Annotated in this window: 21 protein-coding genes and 2 tRNA genes; 11 read left to right on the top strand and 12 right to left on the bottom strand. The window is 56.8% G+C overall.

Annotated elements, in window-relative coordinates; translation table 11 throughout:
* The first annotated feature begins 71 nt into the window (after window positions 1–71).
* Entirely contained in the window at window positions 72–1,106 is a 1,035-nt protein-coding gene (locus tag KSY55_RS01485; RefSeq protein WP_217749451.1) for an endonuclease/exonuclease/phosphatase family protein, read from the top strand.
* A 124-nt stretch (window positions 1,107–1,230) separates the two neighbouring features.
* Here the strand turns inward: KSY55_RS01485 and ffh are convergent, their stop codons facing one another.
* Together ffh and cysS are read right to left on the bottom strand one after the other, a co-directional pair.
* Window positions 1,231–2,880, bottom strand: coding sequence for a signal recognition particle protein (ffh, locus tag KSY55_RS01480; protein ID WP_004220182.1), 1,650 nt, complete (start codon window positions 2,878–2,880; stop codon window positions 1,231–1,233).
* Between the two features lie 171 nt (window positions 2,881–3,051).
* The gene (gene cysS, locus KSY55_RS01475) at window positions 3,052–4,695 is read right to left on the bottom strand and encodes a cysteine--tRNA ligase (protein ID WP_217749450.1); all 1,644 of its coding nucleotides are present in this window, start codon (window positions 4,693–4,695) and stop codon (window positions 3,052–3,054) included.
* A gap of 114 nt (window positions 4,696–4,809) precedes the next feature.
* Here cysS and KSY55_RS01470 point away from each other — a divergent pair, with 114 nt between their 5' ends.
* From KSY55_RS01470 to KSY55_RS01460, 3 genes are all read left to right on the top strand, one after another.
* The gene (locus KSY55_RS01470) at window positions 4,810–5,550 is read left to right on the top strand and encodes a type 1 glutamine amidotransferase (RefSeq protein WP_034880295.1); all 741 of its coding nucleotides are present in this window, start codon (window positions 4,810–4,812) and stop codon (window positions 5,548–5,550) included.
* Between the two features lie 106 nt (window positions 5,551–5,656).
* Complete coding sequence (locus tag KSY55_RS01465) at window positions 5,657–7,837, top strand: ABC-F family ATP-binding cassette domain-containing protein (protein ID WP_117783522.1); 2,181 nt, start codon at window positions 5,657–5,659, stop codon at window positions 7,835–7,837.
* A 193-nt stretch (window positions 7,838–8,030) separates the two neighbouring features.
* Window positions 8,031–8,570, top strand: coding sequence for a hypothetical protein (locus KSY55_RS01460; protein ID WP_055062978.1), 540 nt, complete (start codon window positions 8,031–8,033; stop codon window positions 8,568–8,570).
* Between the two features lie 400 nt (window positions 8,571–8,970).
* Here the strand turns inward: KSY55_RS01460 and ilvN are convergent, their stop codons facing one another.
* The 7 genes from ilvN to coaD all read right to left on the bottom strand — a co-directional run bounded on the left by ilvN (window position 8,971) and on the right by coaD (window position 15,045).
* A complete protein-coding gene (ilvN, locus tag KSY55_RS01455) occupies window positions 8,971–9,519 on the bottom strand; it encodes an acetolactate synthase small subunit (RefSeq protein ID WP_004220173.1) in 549 nt (182 codons plus the stop codon).
* A 29-nt stretch (window positions 9,520–9,548) separates the two neighbouring features.
* On the bottom strand, window positions 9,549–11,420 hold the full coding sequence (locus KSY55_RS01450) for an acetolactate synthase large subunit (RefSeq protein WP_217749449.1): 1,872 nt from the start codon (window positions 11,418–11,420) through the stop codon (window positions 9,549–9,551).
* A gap of 258 nt (window positions 11,421–11,678) precedes the next feature.
* On the bottom strand, window positions 11,679–12,461 hold the full coding sequence (gene rnc, locus KSY55_RS01445) for a ribonuclease III (protein WP_033524241.1): 783 nt from the start codon (window positions 12,459–12,461) through the stop codon (window positions 11,679–11,681).
* Between the two features lie 367 nt (window positions 12,462–12,828).
* On the bottom strand, window positions 12,829–13,023 hold the full coding sequence (gene rpmF, locus KSY55_RS01440) for a 50S ribosomal protein L32 (RefSeq protein ID WP_004220165.1): 195 nt from the start codon (window positions 13,021–13,023) through the stop codon (window positions 12,829–12,831).
* 116 nt (window positions 13,024–13,139) lie between these two features.
* Window positions 13,140–13,766, bottom strand: a complete 627-nt coding sequence (locus KSY55_RS01435) for a DUF177 domain-containing protein (protein ID WP_004220163.1) — start codon at window positions 13,764–13,766, stop codon at window positions 13,140–13,142.
* Window positions 13,767–13,780: 14 nt separating this feature from the next.
* Window positions 13,781–14,554 carry a hypothetical protein gene (locus KSY55_RS01430; protein WP_004220160.1) on the bottom strand — a complete coding sequence of 258 codons (774 nt, stop codon included), beginning with the start codon at window positions 14,552–14,554 and terminating at the stop codon, window positions 13,781–13,783.
* Complete coding sequence (coaD, locus tag KSY55_RS01425; protein WP_004220158.1) at window positions 14,551–15,045, bottom strand: pantetheine-phosphate adenylyltransferase; 495 nt, start codon at window positions 15,043–15,045, stop codon at window positions 14,551–14,553. Before coaD ends, KSY55_RS01430 begins: the two co-directional genes overlap by 4 nt.
* 117 nt (window positions 15,046–15,162) lie before the next feature.
* Here coaD and KSY55_RS01420 point away from each other — a divergent pair, with 117 nt between their 5' ends.
* Entirely contained in the window at window positions 15,163–15,489 is a 327-nt protein-coding gene (locus KSY55_RS01420; protein ID WP_022244551.1) for a DUF3039 domain-containing protein, read from the top strand.
* Window positions 15,490–15,679: 190 nt separating this feature from the next.
* On the opposite strand, the gene KSY55_RS01415 is transcribed toward KSY55_RS01420, so the two are convergent.
* On the bottom strand, window positions 15,680–16,690 hold the full coding sequence (locus KSY55_RS01415; RefSeq protein WP_033524196.1) for an aldo/keto reductase: 1,011 nt from the start codon (window positions 16,688–16,690) through the stop codon (window positions 15,680–15,682).
* 208 nt (window positions 16,691–16,898) lie between these two features.
* Between KSY55_RS01415 and KSY55_RS01410 the strand changes: the two genes are divergently transcribed.
* Window positions 16,899–17,333, top strand: coding sequence for a MerR family transcriptional regulator (locus tag KSY55_RS01410; protein ID WP_004220153.1), 435 nt, complete (start codon window positions 16,899–16,901; stop codon window positions 17,331–17,333).
* A 166-nt stretch (window positions 17,334–17,499) separates the two neighbouring features.
* On the opposite strand, the gene KSY55_RS01405 is transcribed toward KSY55_RS01410, so the two are convergent.
* Together KSY55_RS01405 and rph are read right to left on the bottom strand one after the other, a co-directional pair.
* Window positions 17,500–18,174, bottom strand: a complete 675-nt coding sequence (locus KSY55_RS01405; protein WP_004220149.1) for a non-canonical purine NTP pyrophosphatase — start codon at window positions 18,172–18,174, stop codon at window positions 17,500–17,502.
* Window positions 18,175–18,313: 139 nt separating this feature from the next.
* Window positions 18,314–19,075 carry a ribonuclease PH gene (rph, locus tag KSY55_RS01400; protein ID WP_004220147.1) on the bottom strand — a complete coding sequence of 254 codons (762 nt, stop codon included), beginning with the start codon at window positions 19,073–19,075 and terminating at the stop codon, window positions 18,314–18,316.
* A 286-nt stretch (window positions 19,076–19,361) separates the two neighbouring features.
* Here rph and KSY55_RS01395 point away from each other — a divergent pair, with 286 nt between their 5' ends.
* From KSY55_RS01395 to KSY55_RS01375, 5 genes are all read left to right on the top strand, one after another.
* Window positions 19,362–20,684: a nicotinate phosphoribosyltransferase gene (locus tag KSY55_RS01395; RefSeq protein WP_022244555.1), complete on the top strand. Its 1,323-nt coding sequence runs from the start codon at window positions 19,362–19,364 to the stop codon at window positions 20,682–20,684.
* A 73-nt stretch (window positions 20,685–20,757) separates the two neighbouring features.
* Window positions 20,758–22,026, top strand: coding sequence for an aminoacyltransferase (locus tag KSY55_RS01390; RefSeq protein ID WP_217749448.1), 1,269 nt, complete (start codon window positions 20,758–20,760; stop codon window positions 22,024–22,026).
* Between the two features lie 163 nt (window positions 22,027–22,189).
* Window positions 22,190–23,491, top strand: a complete 1,302-nt coding sequence (locus KSY55_RS01385) for an aminoacyltransferase (RefSeq protein WP_065441474.1) — start codon at window positions 22,190–22,192, stop codon at window positions 23,489–23,491.
* 106 nt (window positions 23,492–23,597) lie between these two features.
* Window positions 23,598–23,673, top strand: a tRNA-Thr gene (locus KSY55_RS01380).
* A 67-nt stretch (window positions 23,674–23,740) separates the two neighbouring features.
* Window positions 23,741–23,821, top strand: a tRNA-Leu gene (locus KSY55_RS01375).
* The last annotated feature ends 97 nt before the right edge of the window (window positions 23,822–23,918 follow it).

The raw sequence follows: 23,918 nt of genomic DNA, 5'->3' as shown, positions 1-23,918 counted from the left end.
CTACACTTGGAGGTTCCGAGTTTGCGTATGTCCGTTCGGAGTGAACGGTTTGCATAGGGGGAGTTGCCTGAATGATTATCGCGCTTTGGATTGCGTTGATTATTTGCGTTGTATGGATTGCGCTTGGCGAGATGCCGGCTGGTTGGGATGGCCATTTGCCGCTGCCGTACTTGATTGCGTTGATTCCGTTGCTGTGGATTCCGACGCTTGCGATCGCCGTCGCCGGTTTCGCGTTGCATGAGCCGGCTCTCGGGGGAGTCGCTGCGGTGGTCTGTCTTGCGTCGCTGCTACGCAAAATCGCATATTGGATGGAAAATCTTAATTCTCCCAACACTGCGCAGAGGGTTGCCGAAAAACTTGCGGAAAAGCGTGAAACATCTCGTGAAACAAGCAATGAAGCTGTTACGGAATCCGCGAAACATGGCCGTTTCCGTGTGATGACGCTGAACTGCCGATTTGGTCGCGCCAACGCTGCGGCAATCGTCAGTGCGGTCAAAAAACATGATATTGCAGTACTTGCATTGCAGGAATTGACGGACGATCTGGTTGCGCAATTGGACGCTTCGGGATTGTCTGATTTGCTTCCGTACCGTCAGTTGGGGGAGAACAAGGGGACGGACAATGGCGGATTCAACGGTGTGTGGATTCGTATTGAACCAAGCGACATGTCTCCGGTCACTGCGGTGATTCCCGCGGCCGACGTGCCGGGCGTGTGCTTCCCGATCGATTCGATGCGCGGCATCACGTTTGTTTCGGCACATCCGAAGTCTCCGATGCGCGGATGCAGGGAATGGTCCGCCGGCATCATCGGTTTGGGGGAGTTGGCGACCACTCAGAAGCAGGGCGACATCACCGTTGTGTTGGGTGATTTGAATTCCGGTACCGATCATCCAAGCTTCCGCAAGCTGCTGAATGCGGGCTTCAAGGATGCGGCCTTGTGCGAGGCGAAGGGCCGTCATGCCACGTTCCCATCATGGCTGTCGTGGCCGCGCATCATTCTCGACCATGTGCTTTTCACCAAGGGATTGGACGCTTCCGACGTGAGTTCGTTCTGCGTTGAAGGTAGCGATCATCTTGCGCTTGTTGCCACGTTGACGTTGAAGTAGTTGATGGTGATTATAAGGTAGTCGATTCAGCTGAAAACAGCTGATTGGAGTACGCAAAAAGGGGATGCGATTCGTCTTGAATCACATCCCCTTTTTATACGTTACCGTTTTCGCGTCGCTTGCTTTAGTGCAGCAAGCCGGACAGTCCGCCGCCAAAGTTCGGCGGCAGCTCACCGGCATCGCCCATCAAGTCTTGCAATCCGGCGGGAAGTGCAGGATTCTGCGGCTTCTTGGCAAAAGCGGAACCGCCGGAAGACTTACCGTCGGAGTTCTTGCCGGCAAGCTTGTCGCGCAATGCCTTCTCTTCAGCCTCGCGCTTCATCGGATTGCCGGACTTACCGCCCTTCTTCTTGCCCTTCTTGCCTTTACCCTTGCCTTTGCCCCCGCCCATGGCAGGGCCGCCAAAGCCAGGCATGCCAGCGCCGGCCTTGTTGCTCATACGCTTCATCATCTTCGCGGCCTGCTCGAAACGCTGCAACAGCGCGTTCACCTGCGAAACGGTCACGCCGGAACCGTAAGCGATACGAGCTCGACGAGAACCGTCAATAATCGAAGGATCACGACGTTCCGCAGGAGTCATCGAACGAATAATGGCTTCAGTACGATCGATTTCCCTCTCGTCGAACTGCTCAAGCTCTTTACGATGCGCGGCCATACCCGGAATCATGCCAAGCAGATTCTTCATCGGACCAAGCTTGCGCACCTGCTGTAGCTGATCGAGGAAATCATCCAAACCAAAGGAACCATCGGAAATCTTGATGGCGGCCTTACGAGCCTCTTCCTCATCGAACTGCTTCTGCGCCTGCTCGATCAGGGTAAGAATATCGCCCATATCGAGAATGCGGGAAGCCATACGATCCGGGTGGAAAACCTCGAAATCCTTCAGACCTTCGCCAGTGGAAGCGAACAGAATCGGCTTGCCGGTAACGGAGGCGACCGAAAGCGCGGCACCGCCACGGGCGTCGCCGTCAAGCTTCGAAAGCACCACGCCGGTGAAGTCCACGCCCTCATCGAACGCCTTCGCCGTCTGCACGGCATCCTGACCGATCATCGCGTCGATTACGAACAGGATTTCGTTCGGCTGCACGGCGTCGCGAATATCGCGAGCCTGCTTCATCAGCTCTTCGTCAACGCCGAGACGGCCTGCGGTATCGATGATGACCGTGTCGTACAGCTTCTGCTTGGCCAGCGCAACAGCGTCACGCGCCACCTTCACCGGATCGCCGGTGGTCAGACCCGGGGAAGCAACGGCTTCGCCACCGTCGGACTGCACGCCCTTTTCCGGAGCATACACGGGCACGCCTGCACGTTCGCCAACCACCTGCAGCTGCGTCACTGCGTTCGGACGTTGCAAATCGGCCGCGACCAACAGCGGAGTGTGGCCGGAATCCTTCAGCCAGTAGCCGAGTTTGCCTGCGAGGGTGGTTTTACCAGCACCCTGAAGACCGGCGAGCATGATGACGGTCGGCGGATTCTTCGCAAAATTCAGCGGTCGGTCAACGCCAGCGCCAAGCACGGCCGTCAACTCTTCGTTGACGATCTTCACGACCTGCTGGGCCGGATTCAGCGCCTGGGAAACCTCGGTGCCGAGCGCACGCTCGCGGATTCGGCCGGTGAAGGAACGCACCACGTCGAGCGCCACGTCGGCGTCGAGCAGCGCGCGGCGGATTTCGCGGATCGTACCATCGATATCAGCCTCGGAAAGCTTGCCTTTGCTCTTCAGATGCTTGAACGCATTCGAGAGCCTATCTGTCAAAGAACTAAATGCTGCCATAATGTCCCTCAGTCTAGCCGTCCCGCGGGAAATTTCGCATTCCAATTAATGGTGTTGATGATGTTCGGTTGATATTCGGTGAGATGCTTGATGCTATTTGCATGAGAAATGACAATCCCGTCTCTTCCAATAGGAGAAGACGGGATTATTGCTTATTAAGAGCGCTGCGGATTATTTGAGGGTCCAGGTGGGACCCTGGGGAGTGTCTTCGATGGCGATTCCGGCTGCGCCCAAGGCATCACGAATGGCGTCGGCGCGGGCGAAATCCTTGGCCTTGCGGGCTTCGGCACGCTCCTCCAACTGTTCGGAAACCAAACGGTCAAGCGCAGTATGCTCAGCGGAATCGGCACCGGCTCCGGCGGCGCCGCCGGCCGCACCCTCGCTTACCCACGGTTCCGCCAACGGATCCAAACCAAGCGTATCGAGCATCGCACGCACATTCACCAAAACAGCGCGAACTTCATCCTTCGCAACATCCGAATCAACACGATCGGCAAGCTTCGAAAGCAACGTGTTGCCAGAACGAATCGCCGTGAAAATCGCAGCGGAGGCGCCGGAAACATTAATATCGTCATTCATTGCGGCGACGAAATCAGCCGGCAGCTCATCGGCGGAAACCGAAACGATCTCCTCACGGGACGGCTGCCCGCCAACGGCGGCACCGGCACGTTCGATGAAATTCGACACACGATCGTACGCGGACTGAGCCTCGGTCAACGTCTGATCCGACCATTCCAACATGGAACGATACTGCACGGAACCAAGCGCGTAACGCACCACCCAAGCGGAATTTTCCGCCAAAACCGCCGGCACGGACAAGCCGTTGCCCAGCGACTTCGACATCTTCTCACCCTTGGCGGTAACCCATGCGGAATGCATCCAACGAGCCGCCGAATCGTAACCGGCGGCACGAGTCTGCGCCATTTCGTTCTCATGGTGCGGGAAACGCAAGTCCAGCCCGCCACCATGAATGTCGAACATATCCTTCAAATAGCGGTGGCTCATCGCCGAGCATTCAATATGCCAACCCGGGCGACCCGTGCCGAACGGAGTATTCCAACGCGCGTCAAGCGGATCGGAATCCTTCGGAGCCTTCCACAATGCGAAATCACGCGGATCATGCTTGTCTTCCGACATGTCCGCAGGATCCACCGGATTGTACTTGTCGTTGCCCGTATTGTCGACAGACGGACCCATGGCATCGGCCACCTCGGAAGCGGCATCGGCCACAGCGGTCTGCTTCTGATGCGTCAACTCGCCATAATGAGGCCAGCTGGCAACGTCGAAATACACGTTGCCGGTCGGATTGCCGTTCTCATCAGTCACCACGTAGCCGTGGCCATTGTCGATGATCTGCTTGATCAGATCGATCATGTCGATTATGTGGCCGGTCGCACGCGGCTCATACGTAGGCGGCTCAACACCCAACGTGTTGTAAGCCTCAGTGAATTCACGCTCGTAAATGTACGCGCGCTCCCACCACTGCTGACCGGCGGCCGCAGCCTTATCGAGAATCTTGTCGTCGATATCGGTGACATTGCGCACGAACGTGACTTTGTAGCCCAAACGCTCGAACCAGCGACGCACCACGTCAAACGCGACAGCCGCACGAATATGGCCGATATGCGGCGAGCTCTGCACGGTGGCGCCACACACGTACATGCCGACCTGACCAGGCTTGATCGGCGTGAAATTCGACACGGCGTGCGATGCGGTGTCGTACAGCTTCAGATCGGCAGCGGCGCTCGCCACTGCGTCAACTGCGGTTGCGACGCTAGAAATGTTGATATTCTGCGGTTCTTGCGTGTTCGTCATAACCACGAGAGTATTGCCAGAATCGGACATGCATGCGAGATGAAAATGAACGGCAAAACGGTTTTTGTTGGATTTGTGAACATCGTTTACGTAGGTGATGCAACAATAGAACGTATGACGCAATCGCAGGTGCTGATTTTGCAACACGTTCCGTGGGAGAGACCGGGACGCATTTTAGACAGTCTGGATGATTTGGGACTGCAGTATCAAATCATCAATGTCGCCAAGCAGAAGAAACCGGATTTGCCTGATTTTGGCGAGGTTTCCGGCGTGGTGATCATGGGCGGCCCGATGGGTGCGCTCGACTACGACAAGTATCCGGGATTAAAGGCCGAGGCCAAGCTCGCGCGGGCTGCGGTCAGCGTTGGCAAGCCGGTGTTGGGCGTGTGCCTGGGGCATCAGATCATCGCCACCGCGCTGGGGGCGAAGCTGAAGTCGGGAGATGCTCCGGAAATCGGTTTTGCGCCGATTAAATGCATCGACAAGCATGATTATTTCTCGATGTGGAACAAAACCGTGGATGTGCTGCACTGGCATAACGACGTGGTGTCGTTGCCGGAGGGCGCGCAGCCATTGGCGCGATCCGCGAAGACCAAGGTGCAGGCGTTCCGTTTTGGTTCCGCTCTGGGTATGCAGTTCCACTTGGAGGTTACCCCTACTCTGTTGGAGGAGTGGCTTGACGAGTCAAGCATGGTCAAGGATCTCAAGGCTGCCGGCGGGTCGAAATCGCAGTTGCGCGAGGCGTTCGCCGAATATAATCCGCAATTGCAGCCGCTTGCGGATCAGGTGTTTTCAAGCTTTGCCGCTCGTTGTAATTCGTATGGGCAGAATTTGGCTCAGGCGCAGCAGGGCTGATCGCCGAGTTGCGTGCGGCTCCGATTGCTGCGTAGCGCTGGTGGCGATTCGCAAGTTGCGGCATTGCCTGCAGGTTTGGGAGATGTTCCCGCTACATTGGTGACTTATGCCGACTTATGATTTGGGACTTGAACACGTTTCGCTTGCTTTTGCGACCAAGAATATTTTCAACGATGTAACGCAGGGTGTTTTTGAAGGCGACCGCATCGGCATCGTCGGTAAGAACGGCGACGGCAAGTCCACGTTGCTGCATTTGTTCAAAGGCACGCAGGAGCCGGATTCCGGTCGCGTGACCATTCGCGGCGGGCTTACGTTCGGCATGCTCGACCAGCGTGACCCGCTCGACGACAACGCCACCGTGCGCGAAGCTGCGCTCGAAGGCCGTGAAGACTACGAATGGGCTGCGGAAACCAAGTCGCGCGAAATCGTCGAAGCATTGCTTGGCGGCATCAGCTTGGAAGCGAAAATCGGTTCGCTTTCCGGCGGTCAGCGTCGCCGCGCCGATTTGGCACGCCTGTTGCTCAAGGATTGGGATATTCTCGCACTCGACGAGCCTACAAACCATTTGGATGTGGTGACCATTCACTGGCTGGCGGAACATTTGAAGAACCGTTGGCCGGCCGGATCCGGCGCGCTGCTGCTCGTCACCCATGACCGTTGGTTCCTCGACGAAGTGTGCGAATCCATGTGGGAGGTGCATGACGGCGAAATCGAGCCGTTTGAAGGCGGCTATTCCGCATACATGCTGCAGCGCGTGGAACGCGATCGCCAAGCCGACGTGCGTGAAACGAAACGTCGCAATCTGGCTCGTAAGGAACTTGCCTGGCTTACCCGCGGTGCCCGCGCCCGTTCCACCAAGCAGAAATTCCATGTGAAGGCCGCGCGTGAGCTCATCGCCGACGTGCCTCCGGTGCGCAATACGCTGGAATTGAAGCAAATGGCCACATCCCGCTTGGGCAAGCAGGTGGTTGACCTGATCGACGTGACGCAGATTTTCGAACATGTGCAAGGCGAGGCCGATATCGATCCGGACGTTGCCGACATGGAAGCGTCGGCGTCGCGCGTCGATGTGGTGCCGGCCATGTATGCCGAGCCGCAAGTGCATGGTTCCGTGGAAGTTGCCGTCGACGATCTGACTGATCCGCGATTGGTGGATGCCGGTGTTGCAGCGGCGCAAGTTGCTGCAGCTGCGAAAGAATCGCAAGAAATTCAGGAATCGCAAGAAAATAATACTGATGATTCTGCAGAAGAAATTACTTCTGCAGCGCAAAAAATTACTGTTACCGGTCGTAAGATTCTTGACGACGTGACATGGTTGATCGGGCCGGGCGATCGTTTCGGCATCGTCGGCGCGAACGGTGCCGGAAAATCGACGTTATTGAAGATTCTTGACGGCACGATCACTCCCACTGTAGGTCATGTGAATATCGGCAAAACCGTGAAATTCGCGGTGCTTTCACAGCGTCTCGACGAATTGGAGAAGCTCGGTAAATACAAGATCAAGGAAGTGCTGAGCCGTTACAAGCCGAGCTATATCGTGGACGGCAAGGAAACCACGCCGGGGCAGATGATGGAGCGTCTCGGATTCGAGTCGGCGCAGCTGATGACGCCGATCAAGGACCTATCGGGTGGTCAGAAGCGTCGTATGCAGTTGCTGCTGATCCTACTGGACGAGCCGAACGTGCTCATCATGGATGAGCCCGGCAATGATCTCGACACCGACATGCTCGCCGTGATGGAGGATCTGCTCGACACTTGGCCGGGAACTCTGATCGTCGTCTCCCATGACCGGTATCTGCTCGAACGTGTCACCGATCAGCAGTTCGCGCTGATCGGCGGCAAGGTGCGCCACCTGCCCGGTGGCGTGCAGGATTATCTGGACATGACTGAGGCCATCAAGAACGGCAAGAATCCGTTTGCGGACGAAAAGGCAGGTGCCGGCAAAGGCAAGAAGGGCGGTTCCGCTGGGACTGCCGGTTCCACGACCGAAGGCACCGCAGGCAACTCCGCAAGTGGGTCTGCGACTGCTGAAACCGCATCTTCCGCGCCTTCTACGCCGAAACTTTCCGGCAAGGCCTTTCACGAAGCCTCCAAGCGCGTATCGGCAATCGAGCGCAAACTCGCCAAACTCGAAGAGCAGAAAGCCGATCTTGAGCAGCAAATGGCCGCGCACGACCCCAGCGACTACGAGGGCCTAGGCAAGCTCAACGACCAGCTTCAAGCCGTCACCGACGAGTCCGAAGAACTTGAACTCGAATGGATGGAACTCTCCGAACAGCTCGAGTAGCATTCGTATCGTCCGCGTCAATTACCGGACAGGGTGTGCATGTTGTGGCGGCGGCGCAGCTCCTCCATCGTTTCCGGTGAATGTTGGCCATTCGTGCGACAGCGATGCGTGGCATTCCATGTGCCAATGTCATATTCTTGTTATTGCAGGAAACCTTAGCTGTTCTTGTCGGAGAGACCAATGGAGGTGCCTTATGAATCAAGTGATGCGAAGAAGCGCCTGTTGCTTGTTGTCCAGCTTGTTGTTGTGGTCATGCGTTGGCTGCACGAAAGCTGCACATGAAAGTTTCGGTGATGGCTCCGTACAGAGCGGCAGCGAGAATGATGATGCCGCAAAACAGGCATATAAAGCATTTACTGTGGACGCTCTGGACCGTGTCGCCGTCGATGATCTCAATAGCTCGGGCAAACTGGTTCTAGTAAACAAGTTGGGTGCGAAATCCGTACATGGCGATGATGCTATTTCATTTACAAAAACAGTTGATGACAGCAATATGTATTATGTCATCTCCATGTGTAAGCAGAAGGAGCAGGCTCCTTATTCGTTTGTTCTCTACAAAGATGGACAGCCACACACCCTAACCACTAGGGAGGCCTGTACATCTAACGGAATAGAAACGATCTCTCTCCCGGCAAAGAATTTCCCAGATGCCACCTCATTGTCCATTATCAATATCGGCAATACGGATCTTGTTGTTTCCGTATATGAAGTAAAGGAACCCCATCATGAATAATTTCAGTCATAATGCTCCCTGTCGTCCTGCCATCATCATAGTTTGTGGCATCACGATGAATGCTACTGGGCTAGTTGTTGCAAAACTGGCCGATTAGGTAGATGGGGTAGTAGGTGATGTTGTGGTCGGTTTCGATGTTGCCGGGGCCGAAAACTAATCCTTGGCGAAGGTGATAACTTTCCTCTGCGAGCACATTATTAAGAGCCCGATGAACCTTGTTTGATATCTTCTTGCGCCTGGCGAACGTCTATGAGACTGTTGTTTTGCGCAAAAGATGCTACTGCAGCTGGCATGCCTCCAATGATCAGATATTTTCTGAATATCGCAGATCTGACAACAAAAAGGGCTGTCCCGCGTTGAAACGGGAAAGCCCTGTAGGTTTGGGATTAGGCTGATTGGATCAGCGACCGGTGATTTCGGAGCCGAGCACCTTTTCGCTCAAGGCCTTCGGACCGCGCGTCACTGCGACCGCGCCGGAACGAACCAGCTCGATAATGCCGTAATGCTCCAAAAGCCCCAGCAGCGCATCAATTTTGCCTTCGGCACCGGTGGCTTCGATGGTCAGCGATTCCGGATTCACATCGACCACGCGCACGCGGAACAGACGCACGATCTCAAGCACGTCGGAACGGTTGGATTCGTCGGCAGTTACCTTGATAAGCACCAGTTCGCGCTCCACAGTGGTGTTCGGATCCAAATCCACGATTTTCAACACATGCAGCAGCTTGTTGAGCTGCTTGATGATCTGCTCGAGCGGCACCTCATCCACATCGGCGGTCACCGTGACACGCGAAATGTCAGGACGCTCGGTGGGGGAGACGGACAGCGAGTTGATGTTGAACGCACGACGGGCGAACAGGCCGGCAATACGTGCCAGCACGCCCGGACGGTTCTCTACGAGCACGGAAAGCGTATGGCGCTTGGAACCCGGCTGAGATGCAGGATACATTGGTAGACCCTTCCTTACTACTTACTCGTTTACTCGTTGTCGGCAGCGGCCTTCGGGCGCTGCAGCGGCTTGATTCCGGGCATATAGGTGACATTGTCGTTGGAATCGCCAGCTGCGACCATCGGCCACACCATAGCGTCCTTCCACACGCGGAAGTCGATAAGCACCGGGCGATTGTTGATTTCGTTGGCCTTCTTGATCGCCTCAATGGCTTCTTCTTCCGTGAACGCACGCATGCCGATGCAACCGTACGCTTCGGCAAGCTTCACGAAATCAGGAACATCCACGATTTCCGGCGTATTCTCTCCATCCATCAGATTGGTGGCGGAATAATGCTCGCCGTAGAACAGGGTCTGCCACTGACGAACCATGCCATACACGGAATTGTTCAGCAGCGCGATCTTGACTGGCGTGTGATCGTGGAACGCGGTCGCCAGCTCTTCAGACGTCATCTGGAAGGAACCGTCGCCGTCAATCAGCCACACCGGCTTCTCGCCCTCATGGAAACGTTCGGAACCGACACGAGCGCCGATGGCGGCCGGCAGTCCGTAACCCATGGTGCCAAGGCCGCCGGAGCTCAGCCAAGAATGCGGCTTCTCGAAATCGATGAGCTGCGTGGCCCACATCTGATGCTGGCCCACACCGGTAACCCAAATCGTGTCAGAATCAGCCAAGTCGGAAAGCTGCTTGATGACCCACTGCGGAGCGAGCGAACCATCGGTCGGCTCATCCCACTTGATCGGGTACTTTTCACGCCAATCGTTAATGATCTCCCACCAATGCGAAGTGTCAGGCTTGCCATGCACGGCCTGCTCGCGCTTGATTTCCGGAATGAGATCCTTCAGCACGGTTGCCACATCGCCAACGATCGGCACATCCGGCTGACGGTTCTTGCCGATTTCCGCCGGATCGATATCAATGTGAATCACACGTGCACCCGGAGCGAAAGCGTCAAGCTTGCCGGTTACACGATCGTCGAAACGAGCGCCGATCGCAACAAGCAGATCGCAACGCTGCACGGCACCGGTAGCGGCAATCGTGCCATGCATGCCAAGCATGCCAAGCACCTTCGGATCGGAATCAGGCACAACACCGCGTGCGGGCAGCGTGGTGACGATCGGAGCGTTCGTGACTTCCGCCAGCTCCTGCACGAGCTTGCCGGCATCGGAACGTGCCGCGCCGCCGCCCACATACAGCACCGGACGGTACGACTGCTCGAACAGCTTCGCAGCGTCGGAAAGCACACGGCCGTGCGCCTTCGTGGTGGGGTTGTAGCCGGGCAGAATCATGCGCTGCGGCCACGAATAGTACATATCGCCGGTCTGCGCGGTTTTGGTGACGTCGACCACCACCGGACCAGGGCGGCCGGAACGTGCCACATAGTGCGCTTCAGCCAGCACACGCGGAATGTCCTGCGCACGCGTGACCAGATAGGAGTGCTTGACCACCGGGTAGGTTGCGCCGACGATATCGGCTTCCTGGAAGGCGTCGGTGCCAATGGCGTTCACGCCGACCTGGCCGGTGATGACCACCATCGGCACGGAATCCATGTTCGCGTCGGCGATCGGGGTGATCATGTTCGTGGCGCCCGGGCCGGACGTGACGATGCACACGCCGACCTGACCGGTCGATACGGCATAGCCTTCAGCCGCATGACCTGCGGCCTGTTCGTGGCGCATCAGCACAAAACGGAAGCTGGTTTCATCATTGATTGCATCGTATACCGGCAGAATCGCGCCGCCTGGAACGCCGAAAACATCCTTGACGCCCAGATCTTCCAGCGAACGTACCAGCGCTTCGGCGCCGGTCATCTTCTCGCCGTCAACAATGGTCTGCTTTTCAGTGGTTGCGGCTGCCTTGGGCATGCCGCTGAATGCCTGCAGGGGCGTAGGTAACACCATGTTCCCTCTCATATTCGCTCGTGGAACTTTCTTACAGGGGTATGCTGCCGCGTTTCGGTGCACGCAATCAGCCGAACCCCATCATCGGAAAGCGGCGCAATCGCTTGTGGCGACTTGCGAATCGCAATCCTTCGCTAGTAATCAGTCTATGCTATCGGCTGACAGGAGAATATGCCGGATTCGTGCCATATTCTGGCGTATTGCGTTCCGCGGCGGTATGAGAGGGCGGATTCGTAGCTGCTTTTTATCTACCTGCGACTACTTACTGGTGTTTTCGCCGTTGCTGCCGTTACTTTCGTTGCCGCTGTGCTTGTGATGATGTTTGCGATGCTTACGGACGTTTTGTGCTTCAGGCTTGCGATTGTCCAGTGCCTTCCAACCTTCTTCGGCTGCGGCGAGTTGCGCCTTGCGTTTGCTGGTGCCTGTGCCGGTGCTGATGATTTCGTCGCTTTCGCCCAGCATGACGTTCGCAGTGAACACTTGCGCATATTCCGGACCGGAAACCGACATCTGGTAGCGCGGTTCGCCGAAGCCCATGCCATGCGCTTTGACGGTAAGCGAGGTTTTCCAATCGAGGGCTGGGCCTTCCGTCGCGACTTCCGCAAGCGTTTCGTCAACAAGATGATGCACAACGCGACGTGCCTCGTCAATGCCATGCTGAATGAACGTCGCACCGATCAACGATTCGACGATATCGCACAGAATCGAGCTTTTATCAGCGCCGCCCTGATCGCTTTCGCCATGACCGAGCAGAATGTACGGGCCTGCATTGAGCTTTTCGCGAGCGATTTTGCTCAAGGATTCCTCGGAAACGGCTTTCGCGCGCATTTTCGCAAGCTGCCCCTCGTTCATGTCGGGGTGTGCCTTGTACAGGGTTTCCGTGGAGACGAGCTCAAGCACGGCGTCGCCAAGGAATTCCAAACGTTCGTAGTTTTTTGCGCCCGGATTCTCGTGCGAGAAGGAGCGGTGGGTGAGCGCTTCGACCAGCAGGTCGGGTTCGAGCGTGGTGCCGAGCGCTTCAAGCAGTGCGTTGGCGGTCATCTCGCCTTCGGAAACGGCGGATGCGTCGGCGTTGTTCTGGGTCATAATCGTCCTCGGTTTCGTAGTGGGTATGCGACGGCGAAGCTCGCCGCGCTGTTCGGGACGTTGCGTACGTGGCAACAAGCCAGCGAATCTGGCCGATTGCTATGCAAACAACGATCCCGTTCAGTCTACTCTCCACCCATGTCGAGGCGGAAATGCAGGGAAATGCGCGGATACTAGGTGGATGCGATACTTGGCGGATGCGAGGTGAGATGGTCGGGTGCATACGAATGCATATGGCCAAGTGCGCAGCCTGAAATATACAAAACCCTGCCACCCGTCGATGGCAGGGTTTCAATGCTTCATGCCGTTACTCGGCAGCCACTCACTTGGTGTGGATGGAGCGGACAGCCTCGCGGTACACGCGGCCGCGGTAGGCGCCGCAGCTCGGGCAGGCCATGTGCGGCAGCGCCGGAGCGCCACAGTTCGGGCAGGTAACGGTCTGGGCGGCCTTGGCCTTCCAGTTTGCGCGGCGAGAATGAGTATTCGCGCGCGAGGTCTTGTACTTAGGCAGTGCCATTGTGTTTCCTCTGTTTCGTTCGAACGATTGAGCTTAAGCGTTCAGTATCTTAACTTGTGCTCCGTACAAATTGCAAAACCCAAGCAAAATCAGCCCTGCCAGCACCCGGATGAACCTTACTCGTTGCCTTCCAGCCGGGCCTTCAAGCCTTCCAAAGCGGCGAAACGAATATCGGTCACATCGTGATGATGGTCCGGATCCTCGTTCAGATCGGCGCCGCACTGAGAGCACAATCCCAAGCAATCAGGCTTGCACAGCGGCTGCAACGGCAGTTCCTCGACCAACGTGTCGCGCAGAAGCGTCTCAATATCGGCCCAGGATCCGCCTTCAAGCAGCGGATACGAATCCTCCGACTCGTCTTCGCCGGCGATAATGTCGACTTCCTCTTCCTTGACGCCGCCCTTGCCGTTTTTGCCGCCCTTGCCGGACGCAACGCTTGCGGACTTGTCTTCATATGGGAAGAACGAAGTGACGTTCACCGTCCAATCGCGCTTGATCGGTTTCAGACAGCGGGTGCATTCGGCGTGCACGGGGGCACTGATGCGGGCGTTGAAAATCAGGCCGTCGACAATGGAGTCGAACGAGCCGACAACGGTCACATCCGCACCCTCCTCAACGCCGACGATCTCATCGCCGATGCCGCTCGGTGCGGGGAACGTTGCGTCGATCTCCTTGCTTTGCCCGGCTCGCGAGGCGACTTGCGCCACGGAAATCGCCCACGGGGAATCTTCGATACGTGCCATGTTCAGCCTTCCATTCAGCTTTCCGGATAGTCGTTTGCGTCAAGATGCGGCACATGCGTGCTCGCTTCGCGCTGGCGATCATACAGTACGTTCAATCCCGCCTGCACGTCGTTGCCAAGCTTGCCGAGCTGCTGTTGCAGCGTTTCCATCACCGTGGTGCAGTATTTGTCAGCTCCCTGCGTGAGATGGTCGGCCCTGGCTTGCGCTTGGTCGAGAATAGCACGCGCCTTCTGCCGAGCCAGTTCGGTCACGTTTTCCTGCCCGGCGAGGAATTGCGCCTGCTCGTTGGCCTCACGTATCGTGTCTGCCGCACGCGATTGCGCCGAAGCGACGATGGCGTTGGCTTGCGTTTGCGCGCTTTCCAAACGTCGTTCCGACTCACGCATCAACGCCGAGGCGCGTTCCAGCTGCACCGGCATCATTTTCTTCAACTGGTCGAGCTGTTCGGTGAATTCGTCGCGGTCGACGCGCACGCTGCCGGGGAAGAACAGTATCGGTTTCGCTTCGTCCAATGCCGATTCGAGTTTGTCGATAATGTCGTACACGGTGGTGAATTCGTCGCGGCTCAAATCGTTGGAATCGTCCAGCGGCGCGTTGGGATTGAACGTGTTGCGTAAATCCGGCAGATCAGACATGGAAATCAACGGTTTGACCGGCTCGGCGGCGCGTGCCGTGGCTTGTGCCTTCTGACCGGATTGGGCCGCCCGATCGGTCGGGCGTTCGGCGGTCACGTCGTCGTCAAACTGGCTGCCGGCCGGATCGTACGCATTCGTTTCTTCACCCATCATGCCCTCTTTTCATTATTGAGCGCTTCTCCGAGTAGCGGAATCACGCAATCGGGCACCATGCCGGTCACATCGCCGCCGTGACGTGCCACATCTTTCACGATCGAACTGGAGATATGTTCCAAATCGGGCGCTGCCGGCAAAAACAGCGTTTCCACGTCGGCGAGCTTGCGATTGACCAGCGCCATACCCAACTCGGCTTCATAATCGCCATTCTGCCGAAGCCCCTTCACGATAACCGTCGCACCGACCTTCTTGCAATAGTCGGTAATCAGTCCGGTTGTTGAAGCAACCTTGATATTGCGGCAATTCCGCTCTTCAAGCGCCTTACGGATAATCTCAACGCGGGTCTCTTCGGAAAACATCGGTGTTTTCGCCGCGTTCACCGCCACTACGACATGCACTTCATCGAAAAAACGCGCGCAACGTTCGATGACGTCCAAATGTCCGGCGGTCACTGGGTCGTACGACCCGGGGCAAACTGCAATTGTCATAGCCTCAAGCGTACCGCGATTGCGTGAAATTACGCGAAGTGTCGGCGAATATGTGGATTTTCATGGCTATGATGGAGGCAGTGGTGCCGCGGTTGCGGCGTATTTGAGGAGTTGATTATGGCATGTTCGATGTTCGATGATCGCGACGGCTTCATTGACGAGGCCGACCCGGTCTCGCCGCTTTCCAATCCCGACGCGGGTACCGGCACTGCGGTGTTGGAACGCCCCGAAGAGGAGACGAAGCTGGATGATGGCGGCAACGGCGATGCGGATCGTTTCGCGCATTATGTGTCGCGCGATCGCATTGCCGAGTCCCGTCGCACCGGACGCCCGGTGGTGGCGTTGTGCGGCAAGGTGTGGGTGCCGAAGCGTGATCCTTCGCAATTCCCGGTATGCCCGGATTGCAAGCGTATCTACGATGAAATGATGAATTCCAATTTCTAATCGTTTTTTATCTCTTTCATCGTATGGTGATCTTGGAATTTCGTTGAAATTTCTGAAGATTGCCGAAAGCGATTACATATAAAAAATCTGCCGAGATGGTCTCTATATCGAAATTATTTTTCGATGATTGAGATTGTCTCGGCAGATTTTTTATTGTTGTTGCGTCTTATATCTGCTGATATATCCGCGTTTAGCGCAACGAAATTTCGTCGATGCGACGCAATTCCTCATCGCTGAACGTGGTGTTCTTCAACGCGCCGATATTGTCGAGCAGCTGCTGCGGGCGGGAAGCGCCGACAAGCACGGAGGTCACGTAACCGTCGTGCAGCAGCCAAGCGAGCGCCATTTCGGCAAGCGTCTGCCCGCGTTCGGCGGCAAGATCGTTCAGGTCGCGGATCTGCTGCAGGCGTTCCGGCGTCAACGCGCTTTCTTTGAGGAAGCGGCCGTCGTGTGCGATGCGGCTGTCTGCGGGCACGCCGTTGAGATAGCGGTTCGTGAGCAGACCCTGTTCGAGCGGCGAGAACGTGATAAGACCTTTGCCAAGCTTTTTGGCGGTTTTCTTCAATCCGTTGCGTTCCACGGTGCGGTCGAAAATGCTGTAACGGTTCTGGTTGATGATGAACGGCACATGCAGCTCATCGAGGATCGCGGTGGCCTTTTCCAGCGTCGGACCATCGTAATTGCTCAGGCCCACGTAGAGTGCCTTGCCGCTTTGCACGGCGGTTGCCAACGCGCCCATGGTTTCTTCGAGCGGCGTGGAGGAATCCATGTGGTGATGGTAGAAAATGTCGACATAGTCGAGACCGAGGCGTTCGAGGCTTTGGTCGAGCGAGGCGAGTAGATATTTGCGGCTGCCGAGATCACCGTAGGGGCCGAGCCACATTTCGTAGCCGGCTTTGGTGCTGATGATCAGTTCGTCGCGATGATGATGGAAATATTCGCGCAGCAGACGGCCGCAGTTCTTTTCCGCACTGCCCGGCTCGGGACCGTAATTGTTGGCGAGATCGAAATGCGTGATGCCGTTGTCGAATGCGGTGAACACGATGTCACGCATAGTGGCGTACGGCGTGATATCGCCAAAATTATGCCAAAAGCCGAGCGAAACCGCTGGAAGTTTCAGGCCGCTCTCGCCCACATGATTGTAGGTCATGGAATCGTATCGAGCGGGTGACGGCGTGTAGACGGTGGTCGGTTCAAGCATGGTTCCTCCTTGAAAACTCTGCGTATTCCGCTGTGCGCTGTGTTGCTTGAGTTGGCGCATGTCGTAAGTTTGTCGACGATACTATCGTCGCACTTCAAGTAAACTTGAATGCAAGTATCGTCGATAGTGTGTTTTCCGATGATTGACAATCGCAAGGAATCGCAAAATCGCTAGAAAAACCTAGAAAATCGTAGAAATGAGAAGGGGAATGGCAACATATACGATTCGTGAAGTCGCGCAACGATTCCATGTGCAGACGTCGACCTTGCGCTATTACGAGGATCAGGGGCTGCTGTGCGACGTGGAGCGCGACGATGCGGGGCGACGCGTGTACACCGACTCGCATATCGGGCGGCTCGAGGCGATCGCCTGCTTCAAACATGCGGGCATGAGCATCGATGAACTCAAACGCTTCTTCGCATACGAAAAAGACGAGCGTGCGCACATTGCGGACATGCTGGAATTGTTGGAATCGCGGCATCAAGCGATTTTGAAACAGCGGGCCGCGCTGGAAGAGGCGTACATGCATGTGTTGCGCAAACTGCACTTGTATCGCGATATTCAGCACAGCATCGAAACGGGGGCGCCATACCCGGATTGGGCGAATTATGATGGCAAGGATTTTCGCGCCGACGATCAGTGAAGTTCGGTGGACTGACGAAGATCAGTGAAGACTGGTTGGCGAAGGGCGGTGACGCCCAGTTGGCGAAAAAGCGGAAATAAAAGGTGTGGAACCGCAAACTACAGTTCCACACCTTTAGAACACCTAGCAGAACGTCTAATAGAGACTGCTGCGACTCGTTTCAGCCCTACTTCAGCAGAGTGGCCACGGATGGCAGCAGGGCGCGCAACGCCTTGCCGCGATGGGAGATGGCGTTCTTTTCGGCCGGTTCCATCTGCGCGGACGTGAGCTTCTCGCCGGCTTCGACGGCACGCGCCGGCTGATCGTCGGGCACGAACAGCGGGTCGTAGCCGAAGCCATGCTCGCCATGAGGCTCATGCAGCAGCACGCCCGGCATTTCGCCGGTTTCCACGATTTCCTGAGCGATCGCATAGCGACCATCGGCGCCTGCGCCTGCTTCGGTTTGCGGCACCACCAGCGCGGCCGCGCAACGGAAACGCGCGGTACGCTTGGCATCCGGAATGTCGGCGATCTGCGCGAGCAGCAGCGCGTTGTTGGCTTTGTCATCGCCATGCTTGCCCGCCCAACGTGCGGAAAGAATGCCGGGGGCATTGCCCATCACGTCCACAATCAGACCGGAATCGTCGGCGATTGCCGGGCAGCCCGTACGTGCGGCCACATCACGGGCCTTGAGCAGCGCGTTCTCCTGGAAGGTCACGCCATCTTCCACCGGATCCGGCAGATTCAGCGAACCGGCCGACACCAGCTCCACCTGATCTGCGTCCACACCCAGGCAATCTTCCAGAATGCGGTTGATTTCAACGAGTTTGCCCTCGTTATGCGTTGCGACGATGATTCTCACGTTCCGATTCCTTTCGTTGCTGTTCGTTGCTTCGTTGATGTCGGCTTGCCTGACGTGCGTTTGACGTGCCCTGACTTGCCTAACCTACGATTGGTTTGCGAGGCCAGCCTGCGGTCGGCTTACGTCCGACTTGCAGCCTTCAGTCCTGTGCGAGCGCGGACTGCTGTGCGGCCTGCAGTTCCTTGTTGCCCTTTTCCGCCAGGTCAAGCAGCGCGTTCAACTCGGCGCGGTTGAACGGGCGGTGTTCGGCAGTGCCCTGAATTTCAATGAATTCGCCGGAACCGGTCATGGCCACGTTCATATCGGTCATGGCCTTGCTGTCTTCGATGTACGGCAGGTCAAGCATCGGTGTGCCATCGATCACGCCTACGGACACGGCGGAAACGCTGTCTTTGATCACGCGCTCGGCGGACCTGATGTGCTTGTGCTTCTCGGCCCAGCGCATGGCGTCCACGAGCGCCACATATGCGCCGGTGATCGACGCTGTTCGGGTGCCGCCGTCGGCCTGCAGCACGTCGCAGTCGATCTGCACCTGGTTTTCGCCGAGTGCCTTCATATCAACCACGCCACGCAGGCAGCGACCGATCAGTCGGCTGATCTCATGCGTGCGTCCGCCGATCTTGCCGCGCACGGATTCACGATCGGTGCGGTCTGCAGTGGCTCGCGGCAGCATCGCATATTCCGCGGTGACCCAGCCCAAGCCGGAGTCCTTGCGCCAACGTGGCACGCCTGCGGTGAACGTGGCCGTGCACATCACTCGCGTATTGCCGCATTCCACAAGCACGGATCCTTCCGGAACATCCGTGAAATGACGGGTGATGCGCACCGGACGCAGCTCATCCACCTTGCGTCCGTCCGTACGAATCATCGTTTCGCCCAACAAGTCTTTAATCGCTACCATCGCTGACTTCTCTGCTTTCGATTGATCACACGATCAACAATCGTTTGTATTTTCCGAAAAAACAGTATCACCAGCCGAAAACCCGTCTTTCCGTCTTGAACTCGCCTCTTGCTGCACCTCAATTTGCCTATCCCAATTTGCGTCGTGCCCGAATTTGCGCGCATCTCACGTTTGTCTCACGTAATACAGGCATGCAAGCACGTATGATGGAACGAAAACCTGTGCTTGGCCACGGCGAGGCCTACACTTATGGTCAGTTTCACCAAAAGTCAGAAAGGCTTTGGAAATGCTGGATTATTCACCTGCACTCATGACCGACATGTACGAATACACCATGCTTGACGCGTGCCTGAGGGACGGCACCGCCAATCGCAAGTGCGTATTCGAGATTTTCACCCGTCATCTGCCGCTTGGCCGCCACTATGGGGTGGCCGCCGGCCAAGGTCGTATTCTTGACGCGCTTGAAAATTTCCATCTTGACGATAATGATCTGAAATTCCTTGCAGATCGCAAAGTAGTGGGCCCCGAAACTATCAAATGGCTTGAGAATTTCCATTTTTCCGGTTCGATCAAGGGATATCGCGAAGGTGAGATGTTCTTCCCGAATTCGCCGATTCTGCAAGTCGAAGGCACGTTCGGCGAGTGCACGCTGCTGGAAACGCTGTTGCTGAGCATTCTGAATTACGATTCCGCGGTCGCGTCGGCCGCGTCCCGCATGGTCAGCGCCGCGAAGGATCGCCCGTGCATGGATATGGGCGGGCGCCGTACGAACGAGTGGGCCGCCGTTGCCGCTGCCCGTGCTGCGGTAGTGGGCGGATTCAAGGGCACGGCCAATCTGCTGGCCGCGCAAATGTATGGCTTGAATGCCATCGGCACGGCCGCGCACTGCTTCACGCTGGTGCATGATGATGAGCGCAGCGCGTTTGAATCGCAGATTGCCGCGCTCGGCAAGAACACCACACTGTTGGTTGACACGTACAACATTGAAGAGGCCGTGAAGACAGCTGTTGAAGTGGCCGGACCCGAATTGGGCGGCGTGCGCATCGATTCCGGCGATCTGGCGTCGTTGGCGCAGCGCGTGCGCAACCAGCTGGATGCGTTGGGCGCTACCAACACGAAGATCACCGTTACCAACGATTTGGACGAGTATGCGCTCGCTTCGCTGCAGACCGCGCCGGTCGATTCGTATGGCGTGGGCACCATGCTCGTCACCGGATCGGGCGCTCCGACCTGTGCGATGGTGTACAAGCTGACTGAACGCGAGAATTCCGCTGGTGACATGCAGCCGGTGGCCAAGAAGTCGAAAGACAAGGCCACGGTTCCGGGCCGCAAGCTCGCCTTCCGTTCGTACGAGTATTCGCTGGCCGACTGCGAACATGTGATTTCCGGCTCCGAAGAGCAGCTGGCCGCCTATCAGCCGGAAGAAGGCTGGAAGGATCTGCTGGTCGGCTACGTGAGCAACGGCGAAATCAACTCCGATTATCAGGGACACGAGGCCATCGTCAACGCGCATAATTACCGCGCCCAGGCGCTGGCCGAACTGCCGATCGGCGCGCAAAGCCTCATGAAGGGCGACCCGGTAATCCCTACCGAAATCACCGTCCTTTGACTCGTGCTACCATCATGCTGGTTGCGTACGGCAATCAATCTCGTAATCAACCAGCATGAAGGGGTAGGATTACATGCGAGCATTTTCTCTGGTTACGTTGAGTCCGGAGGCGTTTGACGATTTTTCCGCACATCACGCGGACGGCAACTTCCAGCAGACCTCTGCCGCAGGCCGTCTGCGTGCCGGCCAAGGGATCGAAGTGGAATACCTTGGCGTTCAAGAAAACGGCACAATCGTTGCGGGAGCGCTGTTCGAAACGCATCGCAGCCGCCTTTCCACCTTCAGTGTGGTGCACGACGGCCCCTTGTGTGACTATCGCGATCGCGAATTGACCGAATATTTCATGACCCAACTCAAGCAGCACGCGAAGGCGAAAGGTTCCGCACAGATGGAAATCGTGCCGGAAATGCCATACTGCCTGCATGACTCGCGTGGCAGCGAACTGCCAGCCGACCAAGGTGGTGCTCCTGCTGATGATGCCGTAGAAACGTTGAAAAACCTCGGCTTCATGCATGACGGCTTCACCATCGGCTACACTGCGGTGCCGCGCTGGCGTTACCTGAAAGACCTGACTGGCATTACCGACGAAAAGTCACTGCTCAAGTCGTATGACAAGCGCACGCAGTGGAGCGTGAAACGTGCCGCATCCATGGGCGTGCATGTGCGCGAGCTAGGCGAAGACGAGCTGCAGGTGTTTGCCGACATCGAGCAGGCCACCGCCGAACGCCGTAATTTCGAATATCGCGGTGAAGCCTACTTCCGCAAGTTCAAGCAAGCCTATGGCAGCAAAGCCCACTTCATGGTGGCGCAGATTCACATCGGCGAATACATTGCCGACATGGAATCCAAGTGTGACGCCTTGCGGAAGAAGGTCGATGTGCTGCAGGCCAAGTACGACGAGCATCCGACCACCAAAACGGAACGCCAGCTAGGGGAGGAGTCCCGAAACTTGGCGGCGGCGGAAAAACGCTTGACCGAGGCGGCCGAGTACGCCAAAGACGGTGACGTGCTTCCGGCGGCAGCATCCCTATTCGTGGAACACGCTCGTGAAACGGTGTATCTGTTCTCAGGCAGTGTGGAAAAGTACAAGCCGTTCTACGCTTCCGCGCTCATTCAGCATGATGCCATGCTGCATTTGTGTGTGGAACGCGGTGTGACCCGCTACAACTTCTACGGCATCAACGGCGTGTTCGACGATCCGGAAGATGAGGGTCGTGGCGTACTCGAATTCAAGCAAGGCTTCAACGGGTACGTCGAGGAACTCATGGGCTCATTCGTGCTTCCCGTACGCCCGCTGACCTTCAAACTCAAGACCGCCCTCCGCAAACTCCTGCGCCACTAGCTATTAGCTCACCTTCCGCTTGGAGGATTCTGGGTGGGGGCTTATAGGTGCGCGAGGGTTATGTGAACGCTGTTGACGGCGACTGTAGGCCGGACTAGGTTATCGCTTTTGGCGAAAAGGGATTTTAGCCAGTTGGGATAGTGAAAGGCAGTTACGGATCGTGATGCGCGAAGTGAATGCGAGTGAGGAACAAGAGCAAGAATCGTCTGAATGGAATGTGCGCGAGCTGAGCGGTAGTGAGTTTGATGAGCTTTCCGCCGCGAGCAGATACGGCGGATTCCAGCAGACTTCCGAAATGGCGGCATTGGCTCAGTCCGACGGCATGCAGACGCAATACGTTGGATTGGTGGATTCGCACGATGCTCCGGTGGCTGGCGCGTTGGTGGCTTTTTCGCAAGGGCGTTTCGGCGTGGAAGGCTCGTTATGGCTTGGCCCGTTGTGCAATGGGAATAACAGAGAGCAGATGACCGCGTTGACCGAAGGTTTGCGCGAGGCTGCCGAACGGGTTCACGCCATCAGCCTGACGTGCTGGCCCAACCAGGTATATTGCGTTCGTGATTCGCAAGGCAAGGCCATGGCCGAACCCAATGATGAGATGGTGCGGGAGTACGAGCGGCTGGGTTGGAAGCATGCTGGCTTTACCCGTGGATACGATGCCCTGATGAACCGTTGGAATTACGTCAAGGACTTGAGAGAGTTCTCGAACGCCGGCGAGCTGCTCGCTTCGTATGCGAAGAACACGCGTCGTAACGTCAAGATCGCGCGGAACAGCGGCGTGGAGGTTCGGCGCCTGAATCGCAGTGAGCTGAACGTGTTCCACGATATTTGCGAGCTGAGTAGCGAACGCCAGCATTTCGCCAACCGTAGCCTTGATTACTTCGAACGCGTATATGATGCGTTTGGAGACAAGGCCGAGTTCATGGTGGCGGAAGTGCATCTTGACCGCTATTTGCAATCCTGGGAGGAAAAGCTGGCGAAGTTCTCGAAAGACGTGGAACGCTTGGAGCGTTCGCTTGAGCATACGAAGTACCCGGATGATGTGCGCAAGAAGCTCGATACGGCTCAGAAGAATGTGGAGTCCGCACGTCGCCGTATTGAGGATGCGAACGAGCGCATCGCTCGTGATGGCGAGGTGGTGCCGGTCGCCGTAGGTCTGTTCATGTGGCATGAACGCGAGCTGGTGTATTTCTCCAGCGGATCCGACGATCGTTACGCCAAGTTCTACGCGCCCACCGCCTTACAGCATGAGATGATGTCGCGTTGCTTGGAACGCGGAGTGACGCGGTACAACTTCTATGGCATTTCGGGAGTGTTCGACGATCCGGAAGACGATGGACGCGGCGTGCTCGAGTTCAAGCAGGGCTTCAACGGCTACGTTGAGGAACTGCCGGGCGAATTCACGCTTCCGGTGAGCAAGCTGCGCTACGGCGTGAGCGATTTGGCCCACAAACTCCTGCGCCACTAGCTTTAGGGGGTTTCAGCCATGCTTGGCGCGACGCGGATTTGCGTGGGGTGAGACTTTCTGGTACGCTTTATGTCTTGTGCGCGGATGGCGTGTGCTTCCGGGCATTGCCACTTTAGCTCAGTCGGTAGAGCGGCTCACTCGTAATGAGCAGGTCGACAGTTCGATTCTGTCAAGTGGCTCCAGCGCCCTAGATGTGAAAGCATCTAGGGTTTCGCATATCAGGAGCGTTTCGCCCCGATATGGCTACTTGCGCGAGTGGCGGAATTGGTAGACGCGCAGGATTTAGGTTCCTGTGTCTTTGACGTGTGGGTTCAAGTCCCATCTCGCGCACTTTCAGAAAACGGCGGAATTCCGCCAGTTCTTGGTCATTGTAGTCCACTCAATAAGCCTTTTTGAGAACATGTTGAAAACATTTTGCCCGTTTGCG

Source organism: Bifidobacterium sp. MSK.13.1 (assembly GCF_019131435.1).
Lineage (GTDB): Bacteria > Actinomycetota > Actinomycetes > Actinomycetales > Bifidobacteriaceae > Bifidobacterium > Bifidobacterium pseudocatenulatum.
This window is presented reverse-complemented; position numbering and strand designations above follow the sequence as displayed.

Excerpts from the sequence above, each read along its gene's own strand:
- KSY55_RS01485 (WP_217749451.1), top strand. The coding sequence starts at position 72 with ATGATTATCGCGCTTTGGATTGCGTTGATTATTTGCGTTGTATGGATT.
- ffh (WP_004220182.1), bottom strand. The coding sequence starts at position 2,880 with ATGGCAGCATTTAGTTCTTTGACAGATAGGCTCTCGAATGCGTTCAAG.
- cysS (WP_217749450.1), bottom strand. The coding sequence starts at position 4,695 with ATGACGAACACGCAAGAACCGCAGAATATCAACATTTCTAGCGTCGCA.
- KSY55_RS01470 (WP_034880295.1), top strand. The coding sequence starts at position 4,810 with ATGACGCAATCGCAGGTGCTGATTTTGCAACACGTTCCGTGGGAGAGA.
- KSY55_RS01465 (WP_117783522.1), top strand. The coding sequence starts at position 5,657 with ATGCCGACTTATGATTTGGGACTTGAACACGTTTCGCTTGCTTTTGCG.
- KSY55_RS01460 (WP_055062978.1), top strand. The coding sequence starts at position 8,031 with ATGAATCAAGTGATGCGAAGAAGCGCCTGTTGCTTGTTGTCCAGCTTG.
- ilvN (WP_004220173.1), bottom strand. The coding sequence starts at position 9,519 with ATGTATCCTGCATCTCAGCCGGGTTCCAAGCGCCATACGCTTTCCGTG.
- KSY55_RS01450 (WP_217749449.1), bottom strand. The coding sequence starts at position 11,420 with ATGGTGTTACCTACGCCCCTGCAGGCATTCAGCGGCATGCCCAAGGCA.
- rnc (WP_033524241.1), bottom strand. The coding sequence starts at position 12,461 with ATGACCGCCAACGCACTGCTTGAAGCGCTCGGCACCACGCTCGAACCC.
- rpmF (WP_004220165.1), bottom strand. The coding sequence starts at position 13,023 with ATGGCACTGCCTAAGTACAAGACCTCGCGCGCGAATACTCATTCTCGC.
- KSY55_RS01435 (WP_004220163.1), bottom strand. The coding sequence starts at position 13,766 with ATGGCACGTATCGAAGATTCCCCGTGGGCGATTTCCGTGGCGCAAGTC.
- KSY55_RS01430 (WP_004220160.1), bottom strand. The coding sequence starts at position 14,554 with ATGATGGGTGAAGAAACGAATGCGTACGATCCGGCCGGCAGCCAGTTT.
- coaD (WP_004220158.1), bottom strand. The coding sequence starts at position 15,045 with ATGACAATTGCAGTTTGCCCCGGGTCGTACGACCCAGTGACCGCCGGA.
- KSY55_RS01420 (WP_022244551.1), top strand. The coding sequence starts at position 15,163 with ATGGCATGTTCGATGTTCGATGATCGCGACGGCTTCATTGACGAGGCC.
- KSY55_RS01415 (WP_033524196.1), bottom strand. The coding sequence starts at position 16,690 with ATGCTTGAACCGACCACCGTCTACACGCCGTCACCCGCTCGATACGAT.
- KSY55_RS01410 (WP_004220153.1), top strand. The coding sequence starts at position 16,899 with ATGGCAACATATACGATTCGTGAAGTCGCGCAACGATTCCATGTGCAG.
- rph (WP_004220147.1), bottom strand. The coding sequence starts at position 19,075 with ATGGTAGCGATTAAAGACTTGTTGGGCGAAACGATGATTCGTACGGAC.
- KSY55_RS01395 (WP_022244555.1), top strand. The coding sequence starts at position 19,362 with ATGCTGGATTATTCACCTGCACTCATGACCGACATGTACGAATACACC.
- KSY55_RS01390 (WP_217749448.1), top strand. The coding sequence starts at position 20,758 with ATGCGAGCATTTTCTCTGGTTACGTTGAGTCCGGAGGCGTTTGACGAT.
- KSY55_RS01385 (WP_065441474.1), top strand. The coding sequence starts at position 22,190 with ATGCGCGAAGTGAATGCGAGTGAGGAACAAGAGCAAGAATCGTCTGAA.